Here is a 17,023-nt window from a genome sequence, read left to right as displayed (position 1 = left end):
CTTATGAATGAATACATAAAAAATATACTAATCACCTTTGCAATTGGTTGCCTGGTATTTGTAATAGGAAATGCCTCTTATAACGGATTTGCTTTTAAAAGCACCAATGCACTTTTAATCAACTTTAGCTTTTATCAGTTATATGCATTTGTATTAGGCTATTCTAATATGTATTATTTTAACTATTTAGAAAAAAGAACTTGGAATACTAAAAACGGTGTTAGCATTAAGCGTGTTATAATAGGAATTGTAGGCTCTATTATAATAACCATTATTGGTTTGTTTATATTAAGAGTACTTACGGCATTGGTTTATGATGGTACAACTTTTGAAGCTTTTTTAGCTAAAGAAAGTTGGAGAAATTATTCTTTTGGAATCTGGATTACATTGTCTATTGTTATTACTTTTCATGCCTTTTATTTCTTCGCCAAGTTACAGCAACAAAAAGTAAAAGAGCAAAAGGTAATTGCAGGTACGGCAAGTGCAAAGTTTGATGCTTTAAAAAATCAATTAGATCCACATTTTCTATTTAATAGTTTAAATGTATTAACCAGTTTAATTGAAGAAAATCCAGGTAATGCACAAAAATTTACAACATCACTTTCTAAGGTATATCGTTATGTTTTAGAGCAAAAAAACAAAGATTTAGTTACTGTAGATGAAGAATTAGCTTTTGCAAAAACATACATGTCGCTTTTAAAAATGCGATTTGAAGATAGTATTGTTTTTGAAATTCCAGAACAAGCTACAAACCCAGAAAGCAAAGTAGTACCATTATCGTTACAACTTTTATTAGAAAATGCTGTAAAACATAACATCGTAACATCTAGTAAGCCATTACACATAAAAATTTATGAAACCAATGGAAATCTAGTAGTAGAAAATAATTTGCAGGTAAAGCAAATAGTTAAAAAGAGTAGTGGAGTAGGTTTAAGTAATATCATGCAACGCTACCAATTATTAACCACAAAAAAAGTAAATATCAATCAAGAAGCAAGCCGTTTTGCAGTAGCAATACCAATGCTTACAAAACAAATCACAAGTATGGAACGTATAAACACAAACACAAAAGAAGACGCTTATTATAGAGCAAAAAAACGCGTAGAAGAAATTAAAGGATTTTACGGAAATTTAACCTCGTATTGTCTAGTAATTCCATTTTTAATATTTATTAACTACTCCACATCCTGGAATTTCCAATGGTTTTGGTTTCCTCTCTTTGGATGGGGAATGGGTATAATAATTCATGCTTTTACAGTATTTGGTTATGGTAAAACATGGGAAGAACGTAAAATAAATGAAATCTTAGAAAAAGAAGAACAACAAAATAAATGGAGCTAATTATGGATTCAAATCATTTAAATAACGAACGCATTGCGCATGCAAGAAAACAAGTAAAACGAATTAAAGGTTTTTATACACACTTGATGATTTATATTGTTATAAATATCATGCTTGTATTTATAAACATTAAAAACTTAGATCCAGGGGAAAGTTATTTTCAGTTTCGTAATTTTATAACATTTGGTACATGGGGTATTGCAATAATTATTCATGCGCTTTCTGTTTTCTTACCAAATTTTGTTTTTGGGAGTAAATGGGAAGAACAAAAAATTAAAAAGTTTATGGAACAAGAGAAAAAGTTTCAAAACTGGGATTAACAAAATAAAGATGAAACAAACACAACATATAGAAAGCTATAACAATAACCAATTTAGTAAAGAAGAAGCTTACTTAAAAGCGAAGAAACGTGTAGGACAAATAAAAGGTTTTTACTGGCATTTATTATCATATATAGTAATCAATATTGTAATTCTTTATATGATTTCATTAAATGTAGAAAGAGAAAATTTTTGGACATTTAATGTTTTTTCTACAGTTTTTTATTGGGGAATTGGTTTATTTTTTCATTTTTTAGGTGTTTTTGGAAGAAATGTATTTTTAGGGAAGGCATGGGAAGAACGAAAGATTAAAAAAATTTTAGAAAAAGAAGAACAACAACAAAATTGGCAATAAACTAATAATCGATAATACCACTTTTATGAAAGTACTTATTATAGAAGACGAAAAACCATCTGCTAGAAGATTGCAGCGTATGTTAGATAGTCTTAACCTAACAGCAGATACTATGTTGCACTCTGTGGAAGAGTCTATAGCTTGGTTTCAAAATAATGCGCATCCCGATCTTATATTTTTAGATATTCAATTAAGTGATGGATTGTCTTTTGAGATTTTTGAAACCATAGATATTCAATCGGCTGTAATATTTACAACAGCTTATGATGAATATGCATTACAAGCTTTTAAGTTAAATAGTATCGATTATTTATTGAAACCTATAGATGAAGAAGATTTAGAAAAAGCAGTTTCTAAGTACAAATCCAGAATCCCAGAACAAAAAAGTGTTACTTTAGATTTTAATGATATTAAAAAATTACTTGTAAACCCAATAGAACGCGAATACAAAAAACGTTTTTCGGTAAAAGTAGGCCAGCATTTAAAATTAATAAATATTGAAGATATTGAGTGCTTTTATAGTGAAAACAAAGGTACTTATTTGCATACTTCAGAAGGAAGAAATTATTTACTTGATACCACACTAGAACAATTAACAGACGAATTAGAACCACAACAATTTTTCCGAATTAACAGAAAGTTTTTTGTAAACATTCAGGCAATAAAAGATATGGTAAGTTATACTAATTCGCGTTTGCAAATAAAATTAAATTCCTATAACGAGCAAGAAGTAATAGTTGCTAGAGAGCGAGTTAAAGATTTTAAAACATGGTTAGAGTAGTTTTAATCGTCTTCAATTCTATTATCATCAAAAGCGCTAGGTAATAATTTGGGTATAAATTTTATTACTAAAGGAAGTAATAAAGCGCCACCAGGAAGTAAAAATATAGCTAAACTTGGTATCGATTTAAATATATCTAATAACTGTCCCTGTACTTTTTTCTGTTCTTCATCATTTAAATCTCTAATGGTAGATTGCGAAATTAAGAGCATCAATTCTTTACTTTCACCTAATTCTTTATATAGACGTTTGCTATTTCTAGAAATCAGCTTGCTAACCATTTTACTAGAATTATCGTAAAAAGTTTTTACAATATTTTTAGATCCAAGTAAAATAATTTGTTCTTTATAGGTATTGTAAAATAACGTTATTGCTGTAATAGCTTCGTTAACTTTTTGTTGTTCTAGTTTTAAATCTATTCCTAACTGATTTAAAAATTCATATTCCTTTTTGTCTATAGAAGCGTCTGTCCAAGTAGCCATACACGCCATATCTAGTATGTATTGTGTTTCTAATTCACTTTGAATAAATGTAATCGCTTCATTATATGTAATGTTGTATTTTTTTTGAAAACGTAAAGATTGCTCAAATAACTTTATTAAACTAGTATCATATTCACTCTTGGTTTGTTTAGCATTTAATGCAGATAAAACAATAGTTTCTAGCGAAGATTCTAAATTCTTAATATAATTTACGGTTATCGTTTTAGTCTTTAAGTAATGCTTGTAAGCAAGAACATCTATATATAATAATGCATTAGTAATAAAATAATTAAAGCTTTTAGAGATGAGGTTGTCATCAATTAAAACACGTTTATGAATTATTTTTTCTAGTAATCCTGCAGATTTTTTTTCTCCTAAAAGCTCTTTAAAGTAGGAGGACTTATATTCTTCAATTTTAGTATAGAATTCGATGATACTATCTATAAAATTTTCAGAATCATCTAACTTTTTATGAGAGAAATATAAGGATAGAAAGAGATTGGTTTTGCAAATTTCTTCATTTGTGAAATCTTTTTTTACAAATATTTTTTTAACTATATCTATATTATTTCCATAAATAAATCCGCTTTCTCTTAATGCTAAATAAAAAGCATGTGTTGTTGTTTGTTCTAGAGTATTGTTGGTCTCTAGTATTTTTAGCAGTTTGTTTATCCAGCCACTTGCCGATGGATTCATGGTTGTAATATTAAGTTGTGTAAAGATAATTTTTTCTACTGAATAAAAAATATTTAAACTTTTTTAAAACCCTCTTTTACTTTTTTGCGTAGGTATGTGTGAGAGTCAAAAATTAATTAACTAAAAACCTCACTATTATGAAAAAAACAAAAATTATTTTAGGAATTGGAGCTTTAGCAATAGCTAGTTTCTTTATGGTAGCAGCAGATCACATTGATGCTCCTGCAGTTGCAAGTGGTACAGCAGATATCACAGATTTCTATGCTTTTCAAGCAGAAGACCCAAATAATGTTGTGTTTGTAGCAAATGTACAAGGACTTTTAAGTCCTAGCGCAACAGCTTCAGCAGCATTTGATGAAAATGTTTTAATAGAGTTTAACATTGATACCACTGGAGATAATGTTGAAGATTTAGTATTACAAGCGATACCAAGAGATGGTAGAATGTATTTCTTTGGACCAACTATACCAGGAAGTGTAGGTGTAGATAGTGCTATAGAAACCAATGCAACACAAACATCTGTAGCGATTTCTGCTTATGGTGAAGCTGCAACAGCTACAACAAATGCTGGAATGAAATTTTTTGCAGGACCTCGAGATGATCCTTTCTTTATGGATTTTGCACAATATGGTGAAATCATTGCAGGAAATGCAACGGGATTTAATAGTCCAGGAGTAGATACTTTTAAAGGAACTAATGTAATGTCTATAGTTGTTGAAGTGCCAAAAACTATGGTTGGTGGTTCTGGAACTATCAATACTTGGGTAGAAGCAAAAACAAAACAATAAAAACTAACTTATTTAAAACGTACAATTATGAACAATATAAAAACAATATTAGGCGCAATATTAATTTCAGCATTTGCATTCAATTGCTCTAGTGATGATGATAGTAATAATAATGAAGGATCTATGTCTATAGAACCAGATTTTTCAGGAACCTATACACAACAAGATCAAATGGGAAGACCAGCCGTAAATACGGTATTTGTTAGTGCTGCAAGTAAAAACACATTTAATGTAACAACTCCAGATGCTCAAGGAGCTGCTTTTCAACCTATGTTTCAAGCAAACTTAGAGGGTTTAAGTCCTGCTTTTGCGAATCCAGGAGATATGAATGCTTTAATGCAAACTTCTGCAGATTTTACAGGGCTATTAGCTACAGATGTACTTAACCTTTCTTTAGATGGTGAAACTACTTTTTTTAATCCTGCAACAGGAGCTTTGTTAACCGGAAGAAATTTAACTGATGATGTAATAACAATAGAATTGTTATTAATTTTTGGTGGTGAAGACTTTACCGAAAATTCACAGTTATCCAATGACAATGTAGATGCTAACGATAAACCTTTTTCTGCCTCATTTCCTTACTTAGCTTCTGCTTGGTAAATTTTTTTAAACCATTAGAGTGTGCCTGCCATACTCTAATGGTTATAAATCCAACAACAAAAACAACCTACAACCAACAACAAAAAACAAAAAAAATGAACACAGCAAATTATAAACTACTTTTTATTTTATTACTAGTATTAACAAGCTGTAATAAATCTTTAGACAAAATAACAAGTGTAAACGACTATAACACATATCTAGAAGGATTAGAGAGCGAGACACTGCAAACTATTCAAGGAGATCATGACTTTTGGGAAAATAAGCTAGAAAAAGAACCTAATCAATATCCTTATTTAGTAAAATTAGCAGCGTCTCAATCTCAATTATTTACAGCGACTGGTAATATAGATTATTTAATTCTTGCAGAAGAAAGCCTAATTAAGGCAAACGAAAAAATCAATTATACCAATTCTGGTTATTTACGTGCTTTAGCAAGAAATTATATTTCACAACATAGATTTAAAGAAGCATTAAATCTTTTAGAAAAAGCCGAAACTATTGGCGAAAATTTAAAAGGAACTCAAAAAATGCTATTCGATGTACATTTAGAATTAGGTAATACTAAAAAAGCATCTCATTATTTAGCACAAGTAAAAGACCTTAGTGATTTTGGTTTTTTAATTCGCCTGTCTAAATGGAGCGATCATGAAGGCGATTTATCTGCAACCATAAAATATATGGAGAAAGCAATGGCAATTGCAGAGTCTTCAAAAAATAAAGCATTAATGCAATGGGCTTATACCAATATTGCAGATTATTATGGGCATGACGGACAAATAGAAAAATCATACCATTATTATTTAAAAGCATTAGCTATAAACCCAAACGAAGCATATGCTAAAAAAGGTATAGCATGGATTGTTTATTCTTATGAGCGTAACCCACAAGAAGCTATACGTATTTTAAACACCATAGCAAAACAACATCAAGCACCAGATTATTACTTGTTAAAAGCTGAAATTGCAGAATATATGAACGATAAAACGGCTAAAACAAAATACTTAACACTTTATGCAAACGCAGTTAATAATACAAAATATGGTGATATGTATAATGCTTACAATGCAAAACTATTTGCTGAAGAATTAAACCTTACCGATCTAGCATTAAAACTTTCTAGAGAAGAAATAGATAATAGACCAACAGCACAATCGTATGATTTATTGGCTTGGACCTATTATAACAAAGGGCATTATGAAAATGCTTTACACATAGCAGAAGACAATGTTCTAAACAAAACTTTTGAACCAGAAGCGATGTATCATTTAGCAAAAATATATAAAGCGAATGGGAAAATTTCTGAAGCTAAAGAACTAAAAAAAGAATTATTAGAAAGTAGTTTCGAACTTGGTCCTTTAGTAGAAAAAGAAATAAAAAATATTTAGTTTTACCGTTTTAAAAATTTAAATATGAAAAATATAATAGTAATAGCTATCTTATTTTGTTATTTTTTTACAATGAATGGACAAAATATTAAAGGGAAAGTAACAGATAACTTTAATCAACCATTAGAAAATGTTTATGTGTTTAATACCAATGCAAACACACATGCACATACTTTACCAAACGGTACATTTATTTTATTAGATAACAAAATAGGAGACACCATAAATATTGGGTTACTTGGTTTTAAAAAGAAGACAATAATTATAAATAACAAACATATAAATGAAGGTTTAGAGGTAGCCCTAGAAAGTAAAACATTAATGTTAGAAGAATTGGTTCTTACCGAACAATTAAATGCAGTTAATACCATTACTAAAATAGATTTAGCTACAACACCAGTAAATTCTTCACAAGAAATATTACAAAAAGTGCCAGGATTAATCATTGGTCAACATGCAGGAGGTGGTAAAGCAGAACAACTTTTTTTAAGAGGTTTCGATATAGATCATGGAACAGATATTTCTATTGGTGTAGATGGTATGCCAGTAAATATGGTGTCTCACGCTCATGGTCAAGGATATAGTGATTTACATTTTGTAATTCCAGAGACCATTAACAATATAGATTTTGGAAAAGGACCTTATTACGGTAAGCAAGGCGATTTTAATACTGCTGGATATGTAGATTTTTCAACAAAAGACCATTTAAAAGAAAGTACAATTAAACTCTCCGCAGGACAATTTAATTCCTTAAAAACATTGGCTATGTTTAATTTGTTGGAAGATAAAAAAAATCAAAATGCTTATATAGCAGCAGAATATATTGCAACAGATGGACCATTTGAGTCTCCTCAAAATTTTAATAGACTGAACCTTTTTGGAAAATATGTAATGTATACTCCAGATAATAATAAACTTTCTTTAACGGCCTCTCATTTTACAAGTCGTTGGGATGCTTCTGGGCAAATTCCACAAAGAGAAGTTGATAACGGTAACATTTCACGTTTTGGTGCTATAGATGATACCGAAGGCGGAAACACAGAACGAACTAATTTTAATGTAGTATATAACAAATACATTTCGGATAATACAACGCTTAAAGCGAATGCTTTTTATTCCCATTATGCTTTTGAATTGTATTCTAATTTTACTTTCTTTTTAGAAGACCCAGTAAATGGAGATCAAATAAAACAAAAGGAAAATAGAAACATTTTTGGAGTAAATACAGAAATAACTAAAGATGTGTATTTAGGAGCAGTGCCAGTACAATTAAATTACGGAGTTGGTTTAAGACACGATATATCTAAAGATGTGGAGTTATCTAAAACTTTAAATAAAACAACACTTCTTGAAAATGTACAGTTAGGAGATATAAATCAAACCAACTTAGACGCATTTGTTTCTGCAGATTTCGAGTTTGGTAAACTTACAGTAAGTCCAGCATTACGTCTAGATTATTTTAAGTTTTTATATAACGATCAATTACAACCTAGTTTAAACACACAATCGGAAACAAAAGCAATAGTTAGTCCGAAGCTTAATTTGTTCTACGATGCGAATGATAATTTACAACTCTTTGTAAAGTCTGGGATTGGTTTTCACTCTAACGATACTAGAGTAGTAGTAGCACAAGGAGGAGAAGAAATATTACCACGTGCATATGGTGTAGATGTAGGAAATATTTGGAAACCATTTTCAAAAGTAGTTTTTAATTCTGCTTTATGGTATTTGTTTTCAGAACAAGAATTTGTATATGTTGGAGATGCAGGAATTGTAGAACCAAGCGGAAAAAGTGAACGTTACGGATTGGATTTAGGATTGCGATACCAACTAAATGATTGGTTGTATTTTGATACAGATGCAACAATAACACATGCAAGAAGTGTAGAGGATCCAGAAGGAGAGAATTATATTCCCTTAGCACCAGATTTTACTATGGCTGGAGGTCTGTCTGTTAAAGATTTAAAAGGTTTTTCTGGAGGAATTAGATATCGCTTTATAGATGATAGACCAGCAAACGAAGATAATTCTATTGTAGCAGAAGGATATTTTGTAACCGATTTTAACGTAAACTACACTTTTAACAAAATTACATTAGGTATGGTTATAGAAAATCTATTTGATGTAGATTGGAATGAAACACAATTTGCAACAGAATCTAGATTACAAAATGAAGTGCAATCGGTGGAAGAAATTCACTTTACTCCAGGAACACCATTTTTTATAAAGGGAAGTATTAGTTATACATTTTAAGAATGTATAAAAATACCAACAGAAATAATATTTGCTATATAATCTAGAAAAATTTTAAGGGAGTTTTTTTGAAGAAGTTTTTTGTTGGTTAGAAAACGTCACGTTTAGAAATAAGCTGGCGTTTTCTTTATATAATAAATTTTGATGTGCCTTTTGAAGCATACATTTTTATATACTAGCTTTCCTTTTCTTAAACAAAAGGAGCTCAAATCTATGTTTTTTAATAAGCTATCTATAATTTATTAAGCCATAGTTATTTATTCTTGGACTGTCTTTATTTTAATCCCCGAAAGTATATAATCAGGATTATCTGTTCCAAAGCTTAAAAATATGTATAAGTAGTCCTTATAAAATATTGGAGAGATAAAACCACCCAAATGGTCTGAAGTCCAGTCGTATTCTGGGTATTTGTTGTTAATGTTAATAGGGTTAACAATTAAAGGGCTACGAGTATCGTGTATCCATTTTTCGTTTTGTAACTTCATTAAGCCATATTCTCGATTGAAGGAAGTGAGATATTCTGAAGGTAATTCTTCGCTACCAAGTAATATATATAATTCCGAATTATATGTAATATAAGAAGCATCATCTGCCTTTCCGTGTAAATAACCAGAGGAGTTTTTTGCTTTTTGAATAACCTTAGACGAAAGAATACCTAGGTTTTCATCAAACACTTTAAAAATAGTTTTGGTAGTAATTTCATGAACCTCTGTGTCTATAAACTTCGAGCTTCTTCGGTGAAACAATACTCTAAATACATCTTTATGTTTTGTAATTGCTAAAGGAAAACTATTTTGTTCTATTCCATGCCATTCTGGAATTTTTATTTCTTTAGGAGATTGTACTATTTCTAATCGTTTGTTAAGAATCATATACGCAGAAGTATAGTTTCCGTTTGGTTGTTCTACACCAAGTAAAACAAGAAAGGTGTCGTTTTCTAATTTTAAAGGATTTCCAGAGCTAAATACATTTCCGTTTTTTTTTGCAAATGAAATTTGATCAGTACTAAGTATTTTTTTTTCTTGAAACTCCCAATTTTCTATGTCCGAACTTGTGGCGTAAAATATAGATCGTTTATTATGTGCACCAAAAACAACAGGTGTTAGTAATACAAAATCATTATCTGCCCTTTTTATAATACCACCAGCCTGAATGTAGTTAATGTATTCGTCTTTTATATAGGTTGGATAGTTTTCAAATAATGGTTTGTTTTTAATTATTTTATAATTTACAAACGGATTAAAAAATTCTAAAGTTTCTTCCTCCTCCATATTAAAAACACCAGCATATGTTTTACCAAGGGTAATCCAACCAGAGTGTACATCTACTTTAATTATTTCAACCATATTAGAAGCCTCTTCTCCTTGTGTGATAAACCAAGACTGATTTTCGGTCGCTTTATTTAATAAGTTTTCCAGTGCTATATAATTCGTTTTAATACGATTATTTTCATGGTCTACTGCAATAATTCTAATAGGATTGCTTCTAGAAATATTGTTTTCGGTATCCGAGATTAGGCAATTCTCAAAAAGATTATCTAAATTATTTTTTGATTGAAAAGCGAGATGAATTAAAATAAATAGAAATAGTGCTATTTGTTTTATAAAGTATGTAACGCATTTATGCATAATAAAGAACGCATTTTGAATTCTTCCTAAGGTGCAGAGGCAACAGCACCAAGTGTGTATAGTTGCTCTAGAGTAGGAGATTCACTTCCTCCTTCTGGTTCTAAAGTAATACCAAACGCTTCAGATGCATTGGCATTTTCTATAGTAAATAGTTTGTTTTCGTCACTATTAAAATCAGCAATAACACCTAAACTTGTTGGAGTTAACGGATTTAGTTTTAAAGACCATACTTGATATACTTTTCCTTTAGGAGGTTCTGGTAAACCTTGTGCATCTAATACGATACTATTACTCTTTTTATCCCAATATACTTTAGCATATGCTTCTGGATATACTGCTTGTCCAGCAAGAGGTACAGGAATAATGTCTTTGTCTCTTAATACAGAAATAAGTTTTTTTGCTTCTGTTAAGCTGGTATTCCCTTTTTCTATTTGTACTTCTAATAATTCTTTATCCACATCTGCAATTCGTATTTGCTCTTTAAGTTGGTTGTTTTGGTTAGCAAACCATAACATTCCTGCGGCAAATACAATAGAAGCTGCCCAACTAACATAAGTAAACCATTGTTTATTAGGTTTGTTATCTAGAGGAATAACTTTAGTGTCGTTATTATTCGTTATTTTATCTTTAATAGAAGTGTAAAATAATTTACTATCCCTTGGTGAAACTGCAGCTGTGAGTTTAATTATGGCAGCTTCAATTTTTAAAACTTCATCGAGAAGTTCAGGGTGTTTTAAAGTAAGCGCATAGACTTCTTGACTTTCTTTTTCAGAAAGGGTTCCTGCAACGTAAAGTTCCAAGATTCCAGATTCTATGTATTCCTTTGTATTCATATTAAACATCTAGCATATTACGTAATTCGCTTATGCATTTTCTATTTCTAGTTTTTATTGTACCAATTGGCATTTCTAATGTTTCCGAAGCTTCTTTTTGTGTATATCCTTTAAAATATAACAGTTCAATTACTTGTTTACATTTATCTGCCAGTTTAGAAACAAACTTTTTAATACCAATGGCATCTGTTTGATCGTCTAAACTTTCGTTGCTTTCAATGATATCTACGAAAAAATCGGAGTTAAGGTTTTGTTTTGTGTTCTTAAAATTTTTAGAACGTGTTTTATCTATGGCTGCATTGCGTGCTATGTTTAAGATCCAAGTAAAAAAACGACCTTTTTTAGCAGAGTAGGAATCTGCTTTATGCCATGCTTTTATAAAAACATCTTGCATAATTTCTTGAGCAATGTCAGGGTCCCTTACAATATTAAAAATTACCCCATGCATACTTTCACTATACATATTGTAAAGTGTTTCGAAAGCTTTTTCGTCTTTTTCTTGAAATTTAGAAACGAGAAGTTCTAATTGCATGTAATATTAATAATTTGTTTTAACAATAAATTATGGAACAATATAGGTATTATAAATATAAAAAAAGGCACAATTTTGTGCCTTTTTTTAATATAAATTATGTTGTTGTTATTCAATAATACCGCCACAGCTAATACGGCCTCCTGCATTTCCCGTAGGTTGTCCATAATCATCTGCACCTGCATGAACAATAACTGCTTTTCCTAATATATCCTTGTTTTTGTCTCCACAGCCTATACACCACTCATTCGTTGAAAATTCTAAAAAAGCGCGTCCATCTTCATTTGCGGTTAGATTACCAATATCCCCTTTGTGGTATCCTGCAGTATCTCCCCATTTTCCATGTGGTTGTGCCGTTGGATTCCAATGTCCTCCAGAAGAAGTGCCGTCTGCAGACGAACAATCTGCTTTTTCATGTATATGTATTGCATGTGTTCCTGCCTCTAATCCTTCAACCATAGCAACCATTCTAATTTTTCCATCTTCTTCCGTAAAAGCAATATTACCTTTTACTTTACTGTCGCTTTTAGGCTCTAGTTTCATTTTTACTTTTTTAGCTTTCATTGCTTCTGTGGTTCCTGTTTCCTGTTTTACTTCTTTTTTACAGCTAACAGCAAAAATGATACTTAATGCTAAAATAAAAATTGAACTTCTTTTCATTGTTAAATGGGTTTTATATGAAATACTAAAGTTAGCATATATTATGTCTAATAACAAATTAGTAATAGGATGGTTTTTTACTTTTTTATTTATCTCTTAAAAACGTACTGATTTCTATATTAACATCTTCCCAAGTTTTACTTACGCCATCTGCACCTTTATGTAAGTCAAAACATACTTTGTTTAATGTTTCTAAAGCACTTAAAGCATTCCATTTTTTAAGATCCATTGTCGCTTTCATCGCAACTCGTCTTTCCTCAGTAATACTTACTTCTAATGGTAAATCTTCAGTGACTCCATTCATTGTTATAGAGGCTAAATATTTCCCATTAGAATACTTAATAATTCCTTTTATTAAATCAGTATCTAACATCGCTCCAAAGAAAGATGCTTTTAATTTAGCATCTCTAGTATCATCTTTGGTAAATAAACTACTTACCGGAATTGAAAAATTTAAATTGTTTAAAGCTTCTTCAGGAGTAGCTCCAGATTTGTTTTCAAAATTTAATGTTGCAAATTCTCCTCCAACAGGTACTTTATCGGTTGTTTTAAATGCAGTCCATTTTACGGCAGTTGCCTCTGGCTTTATAACAAATAGATTTGTTGTTTCAGCGTTTTCTATATTTTGTATTTCCTTGTCTTTTTTTTCACTTTTACAAGAAGTAAATAGTAAAGAAATTACAGCTAATATTGTAAGGAGTTTTGTGATTTTCATGATTAAATTTTAAATGTTTCAGTAAAGTTAAGTAGATAAAAGGGTTTCTGCAAGTACATATTAAATTCTTAGTAACAGCAATTATTTTTAATATGATATATGTCATATTTTTTTAGGTATAAGCGGTGTAATTTTGGTGTAGAATTTTTAGGTATGGCAAATTTACTAGTTAATAAATATAATATAGCAGGTCCTCGTTATACGAGTTATCCTACAGTTCCGTATTGGAATAACAATACATTCTCATTAAAAAAATGGAAAGCTTCTTTAATAGAATCTTTTCAAGAAAGTAATGACTCCGAAGGTATTAGCCTTTATATCCATTTGCCTTTTTGTGAAAGCTTATGCACCTTTTGTGGCTGTAATAAACGTATTACGAAAAGACATGAAGTAGAGACTCCTTATATTACAGCTGTTTTAAAAGAATGGAAACTTTACTGTGACTTATTAGAAAAGAAACCCAATATTAAAGAATTACATTTAGGAGGTGGAACACCTACTTTTTTTACACCAGAAAACTTAGAATATTTAATTGCTGGAATTTTAAGAAAAGCAACCCTTGCTGAAAATTATGCGTTTAGTTTTGAAGGTCATCCAAATAACACCACAAAAGAACATTTACAAGCCTTATATAATTTAGGTTTTAAACGTGTAAGTTTTGGTGTACAAGACTATAATGAAACGGTTCAAAAAGCTATACATAGAATACAACCTTTTGAAAACGTAAAACGTGTAACAGAAACTGCACGAGAAATTGGCTATACCTCTATAAGTCATGATATTATTTTTGGCTTGCCATTTCAAACCGAAGCACATGTTCAAGAAACCATTAATAAAACCAAATTATTAAAACCAGATAGAATTGCTTTTTATAGCTATGCGCATGTACCATGGATTAAAGGTAACGGGCAACGTGGGTATAAAGATAACGATTTGCCAACAGCAGAAAGTAAACGTAAGCAATACGAATTGGGTAAAGAAATGCTTTTTCAAGCAGATTATGTAGAAATAGGGATGGATCACTTTGCATTACCAACAGATACCTTATATAAAGCAACTATAAAGAAAGAATTGCATAGAAATTTTATGGGGTATACAGCCTCAAAAACAAAGGCAATGATTGGTCTAGGTGTTTCTTCAATTAGCGATAGTTGGTATGGTTTTGCTCAAAATGTTAAAGGAATTGAAGCGTATTACCATTTGGTAGATGAAGGAATAATTCCTGTGTATCGAGGACATATTTTATTAGATGAAGATTTAATTATTAGAAAACATATTTTAAATCTAATGTGTCAATTTGAAACTTCTTGGACAGCAACAGAAAATTATTTTGCAGAATTACCAGATACCTTAATAAAACTTAAAGAAATGGAACAAGATGAACTAATTGAAATCTTTTCCAATAAAATAATAATTACCGATAAAGGAAAACCCTTTGTTCGAAATATTTGTATGGCTTTCGATTTACTTCTTCAACGTAGTAAGCCAGAAGCCCAACTATTTTCAATGACCATTTAAAACCATAAAACGATAAAAACCATGAAAAAAATTATTGTACCAATAGATTTTTCGGAACACTCAGAATACGCATTAGAAACAGCTGCTGTTTTAGCAAAAAAATATAATGCAGAAATATTAGCATTACACATGCTAGAATTATCGAATGCTTTAATCTCTAGTGCAGAAAACTTGCAACAAGAAGAAACCGTTTTTTATTTAAAATTAGCAGAGCAAAAGTTTCAAGAATTTTTAAATAAAGACTATTTACAAGACGTAAATGTGACTCCTTTAGTAAAACACTTTAAAGTGTTTAGCGAAGTTAGTGAAGTAGCTAAAGAGCATGATGTAGATTTAATAATAATGGGCTCGCATGGTGCAAGTGGATTAAAAGAAGTACTTGTTGGTTCTAACACAGAAAAAGTAGTAAGACATTCTAATATTCCTGTATTAGTTATAAAGCAAAATCCTATTTTAACCGATTTTGAAAATGTGATTTTTGCTTCCGATTTTTCTGATGAAGCAGTAGCTCCATATCTAAACGCTAGTAAGTTGTTTGAAGCTTTAAATACGAAAGTGCATTTAGTCTATGTAAACCTGCCAGATAATCGCTTTAGAAGCTCTACCGAAATAGAAAAACGTGTGGCAACTTTTTTGAAAAAAGCAGATGGAAATCTAGACAAGATGAAAAATGTTGCTTATGTTAATGATTATACTATTGAACAAGGAGTGTTAAATTATTCTAATATTGTTGGTGCAGATTTAGTTGCAGTTGCAACACATGGTAGAAAAGGTTTAGCGCATTTCTTTGAAGGTAGTATTTCTGAAGATATAGCAAATCATTCTACTTTGCCAGTGATGACATTTAAAATTTAGTTTCACTTTAAAAGAGGTCTTAGTAGTTAATTAATTAAATTTAAAGTGAGTGAAAAGCCGAACAATGTTCGGCTTTTTTATACATGATTTTTAATTAAGACAATTTTGTCCTAAATATGATAAATGTCATGTTTTAAAATAAGTTTTCAAAGTAAATTTACAGTATTAAAATAACCAATAACTAAAACAGATGAAAACAACACTAAAATTATTGATGGTATTATTTGTAACACTTCTAGTAAGTTGTGGAGGCAAAGAAGAAAAGAAAAAAGAAGGATTCTCTTATCAAAAAAAGGCAACAACAGAAAAAGCTGCAACTCCAAAAGCAGAAAAGGTTTCTGCTTCTAAAAAAGTAAATTTAGACAATAAAGGTGTTGGCCCAATAAAATCTATTACACTTGGTGCTGAAATAGATCAAGCAATGGCAACACACGGGGAAGATGTTTATAAGAAAATGTGTACAGCTTGCCATAGAGCAGACAAAAAATTTATTGGCCCAGCTCCAAAAGGTATTCTAGAAAGAAGAACTCCAGAATGGGTAATGAACATGATTTTAAATCCAGAGCAAATGGTAAAAGAAGATCCATTAGCAAAAGAGTTACTAATCGAGTTTAATGGTGCACCAATGGCAAACCAACACCTTACTGAAAAAGAAGCAAGAGCTGTTTTAGAATATTTTAGAACTCTTAAATAAATCGTTATGAAACGAATTAAGAATATGCTTTTTGTTTTTGCTGCAATGACTTTATTAAGTGCTTGCAAAGACAGTAATACAGAAAATGCAAACACAAGCACAGAAGTAGAAACACAAGCTACAACACAAAAAACTGGACAAGCATTTATTGAAGATGATGGAAGTACCACCGTTTTAAGTATTGCAATTGGTTCTAAAGATCATACTACGTTAGTAGCCGCAGTACAAGCAGCAGCATTAGAAAATGTTTTAGTAAACGCAGGACCATTAATGGTTTTTGCACCAACTAATGAAGCCTTTGCAGCATTACCAGAAGGTACAGTTGAAAATTTATTAAAACCAGAAAACAAAGATGCTTTAGCAAATATTTTAAAGTATCATGTAACACCAGGCAACTATTCTAAAGACTTTTTAAAGAAATTTAAAAAACTAGGTCAAGCAAATAATGGCTATGTAAAAGTAGAGGTAGTAGATGGTGAGCCAATGATTGGAGGAGCAAAAATTCTTGCTAGCATGCCTGCCGGTAATGGTATTGTACACATAATAGACAAAGTGTTAATGCCACCAACTGAATAATTGAAACA

16 protein-coding genes and 1 pseudogene are annotated in these 17,023 nt (G+C 30.5%); 11 read left to right on the top strand and 6 right to left on the bottom strand.

The window, feature by feature from the left end:
• Positions 1-3: 3 nt before the first annotated feature.
• The 4 genes from Q4512_RS09245 to Q4512_RS09230 are packed head-to-tail and all read left to right on the top strand — an operon-like array spanning position 4 to position 2,797.
• Positions 4-1,341, top strand: coding sequence for a 2TM domain-containing protein (locus Q4512_RS09245; RefSeq protein WP_303423995.1), 1,338 nt, complete (start codon positions 4-6; stop codon positions 1,339-1,341).
• 2 nt (positions 1,342-1,343) lie between these two features.
• A complete protein-coding gene (locus tag Q4512_RS09240; RefSeq protein WP_303423994.1) occupies positions 1,344-1,661 on the top strand; it encodes a 2TM domain-containing protein in 318 nt (105 codons plus the stop codon).
• A gap of 10 nt (positions 1,662-1,671) precedes the next feature.
• Entirely contained in the window at positions 1,672-2,016 is a 345-nt protein-coding gene (locus Q4512_RS09235) for a 2TM domain-containing protein (RefSeq protein ID WP_303423993.1), read from the top strand.
• Between the two features lie 25 nt (positions 2,017-2,041).
• Positions 2,042-2,797 carry a LytTR family DNA-binding domain-containing protein gene (locus Q4512_RS09230; protein WP_303423992.1) on the top strand — a complete coding sequence of 252 codons (756 nt, stop codon included), beginning with the start codon at positions 2,042-2,044 and terminating at the stop codon, positions 2,795-2,797.
• Between the two features lie 2 nt (positions 2,798-2,799).
• Here the strand turns inward: Q4512_RS09230 and Q4512_RS09225 are convergent, their stop codons facing one another.
• Entirely contained in the window at positions 2,800-3,975 is a 1,176-nt protein-coding gene (locus Q4512_RS09225) for an LETM1-related biofilm-associated protein (RefSeq protein WP_303423991.1), read from the bottom strand.
• A 137-nt stretch (positions 3,976-4,112) separates the two neighbouring features.
• Between Q4512_RS09225 and Q4512_RS09220 the strand changes: the two are divergent.
• The 3 genes and pseudogenes from Q4512_RS09220 (at position 4,113) to Q4512_RS09210 (ending at position 9,004) form a co-directional block, all read left to right on the top strand.
• Positions 4,113-5,363, top strand: a pseudogene (locus tag Q4512_RS09220) (DUF4331 family protein).
• A gap of 95 nt (positions 5,364-5,458) precedes the next feature.
• The gene (locus Q4512_RS09215) at positions 5,459-6,751 is read left to right on the top strand and encodes a tetratricopeptide repeat protein (protein WP_303423990.1); all 1,293 of its coding nucleotides are present in this window, start codon (positions 5,459-5,461) and stop codon (positions 6,749-6,751) included.
• Positions 6,752-6,775: 24 nt separating this feature from the next.
• Positions 6,776-9,004 carry a TonB-dependent receptor domain-containing protein gene (locus Q4512_RS09210; protein ID WP_303423989.1) on the top strand — a complete coding sequence of 743 codons (2,229 nt, stop codon included), beginning with the start codon at positions 6,776-6,778 and terminating at the stop codon, positions 9,002-9,004.
• A 257-nt stretch (positions 9,005-9,261) separates the two neighbouring features.
• Here Q4512_RS09210 and Q4512_RS09205 read toward each other — a convergent pair whose 3' ends face one another.
• The 5 genes from Q4512_RS09205 to Q4512_RS09185 all read right to left on the bottom strand — a co-directional run bounded on the left by Q4512_RS09205 (position 9,262) and on the right by Q4512_RS09185 (position 13,372).
• Entirely contained in the window at positions 9,262-10,632 is a 1,371-nt protein-coding gene (locus Q4512_RS09205; protein WP_303423988.1) for a hypothetical protein, read from the bottom strand.
• 26 nt (positions 10,633-10,658) lie between these two features.
• On the bottom strand, positions 10,659-11,465 hold the full coding sequence (locus Q4512_RS09200; protein WP_303423987.1) for an anti-sigma factor: 807 nt from the start codon (positions 11,463-11,465) through the stop codon (positions 10,659-10,661).
• 1 nt (position 11,466) lies between these two features.
• Positions 11,467-11,997 (bottom strand): RNA polymerase sigma factor, encoded by a 531-nt coding sequence (locus tag Q4512_RS09195; protein ID WP_303423986.1) that lies wholly within the window; start codon positions 11,995-11,997, stop codon positions 11,467-11,469.
• A 108-nt stretch (positions 11,998-12,105) separates the two neighbouring features.
• The gene (locus Q4512_RS09190; protein ID WP_303423985.1) at positions 12,106-12,657 is read right to left on the bottom strand and encodes a superoxide dismutase family protein; all 552 of its coding nucleotides are present in this window, start codon (positions 12,655-12,657) and stop codon (positions 12,106-12,108) included.
• An 85-nt stretch (positions 12,658-12,742) separates the two neighbouring features.
• Entirely contained in the window at positions 12,743-13,372 is a 630-nt protein-coding gene (locus tag Q4512_RS09185; protein WP_303423984.1) for a YceI family protein, read from the bottom strand.
• 153 nt (positions 13,373-13,525) lie between these two features.
• Between Q4512_RS09185 and hemN the strand changes: the two genes are divergently transcribed.
• From hemN to Q4512_RS09165, 4 genes are all read left to right on the top strand, one after another.
• Positions 13,526-14,890: an oxygen-independent coproporphyrinogen III oxidase gene (gene hemN, locus Q4512_RS09180; RefSeq protein ID WP_303423983.1), complete on the top strand. Its 1,365-nt coding sequence runs from the start codon at positions 13,526-13,528 to the stop codon at positions 14,888-14,890.
• Between the two features lie 21 nt (positions 14,891-14,911).
• The gene (locus tag Q4512_RS09175; protein WP_303423982.1) at positions 14,912-15,745 is read left to right on the top strand and encodes a universal stress protein; all 834 of its coding nucleotides are present in this window, start codon (positions 14,912-14,914) and stop codon (positions 15,743-15,745) included.
• A 190-nt stretch (positions 15,746-15,935) separates the two neighbouring features.
• Complete coding sequence (locus tag Q4512_RS09170; protein ID WP_303423981.1) at positions 15,936-16,439, top strand: cytochrome c; 504 nt, start codon at positions 15,936-15,938, stop codon at positions 16,437-16,439.
• A 6-nt stretch (positions 16,440-16,445) separates the two neighbouring features.
• Positions 16,446-17,015 (top strand): fasciclin domain-containing protein, encoded by a 570-nt coding sequence (locus Q4512_RS09165; RefSeq protein WP_303423980.1) that lies wholly within the window; start codon positions 16,446-16,448, stop codon positions 17,013-17,015.
• Positions 17,016-17,023 lie beyond the last annotated feature (8 nt).

It is taken from the genome of Oceanihabitans sp. 2_MG-2023 (assembly GCF_030547245.1).
Taxonomy (GTDB): Bacteria; Bacteroidota; Bacteroidia; order Flavobacteriales; family Flavobacteriaceae; genus Oceanihabitans.
This window is presented reverse-complemented; position numbering and strand designations above follow the sequence as displayed.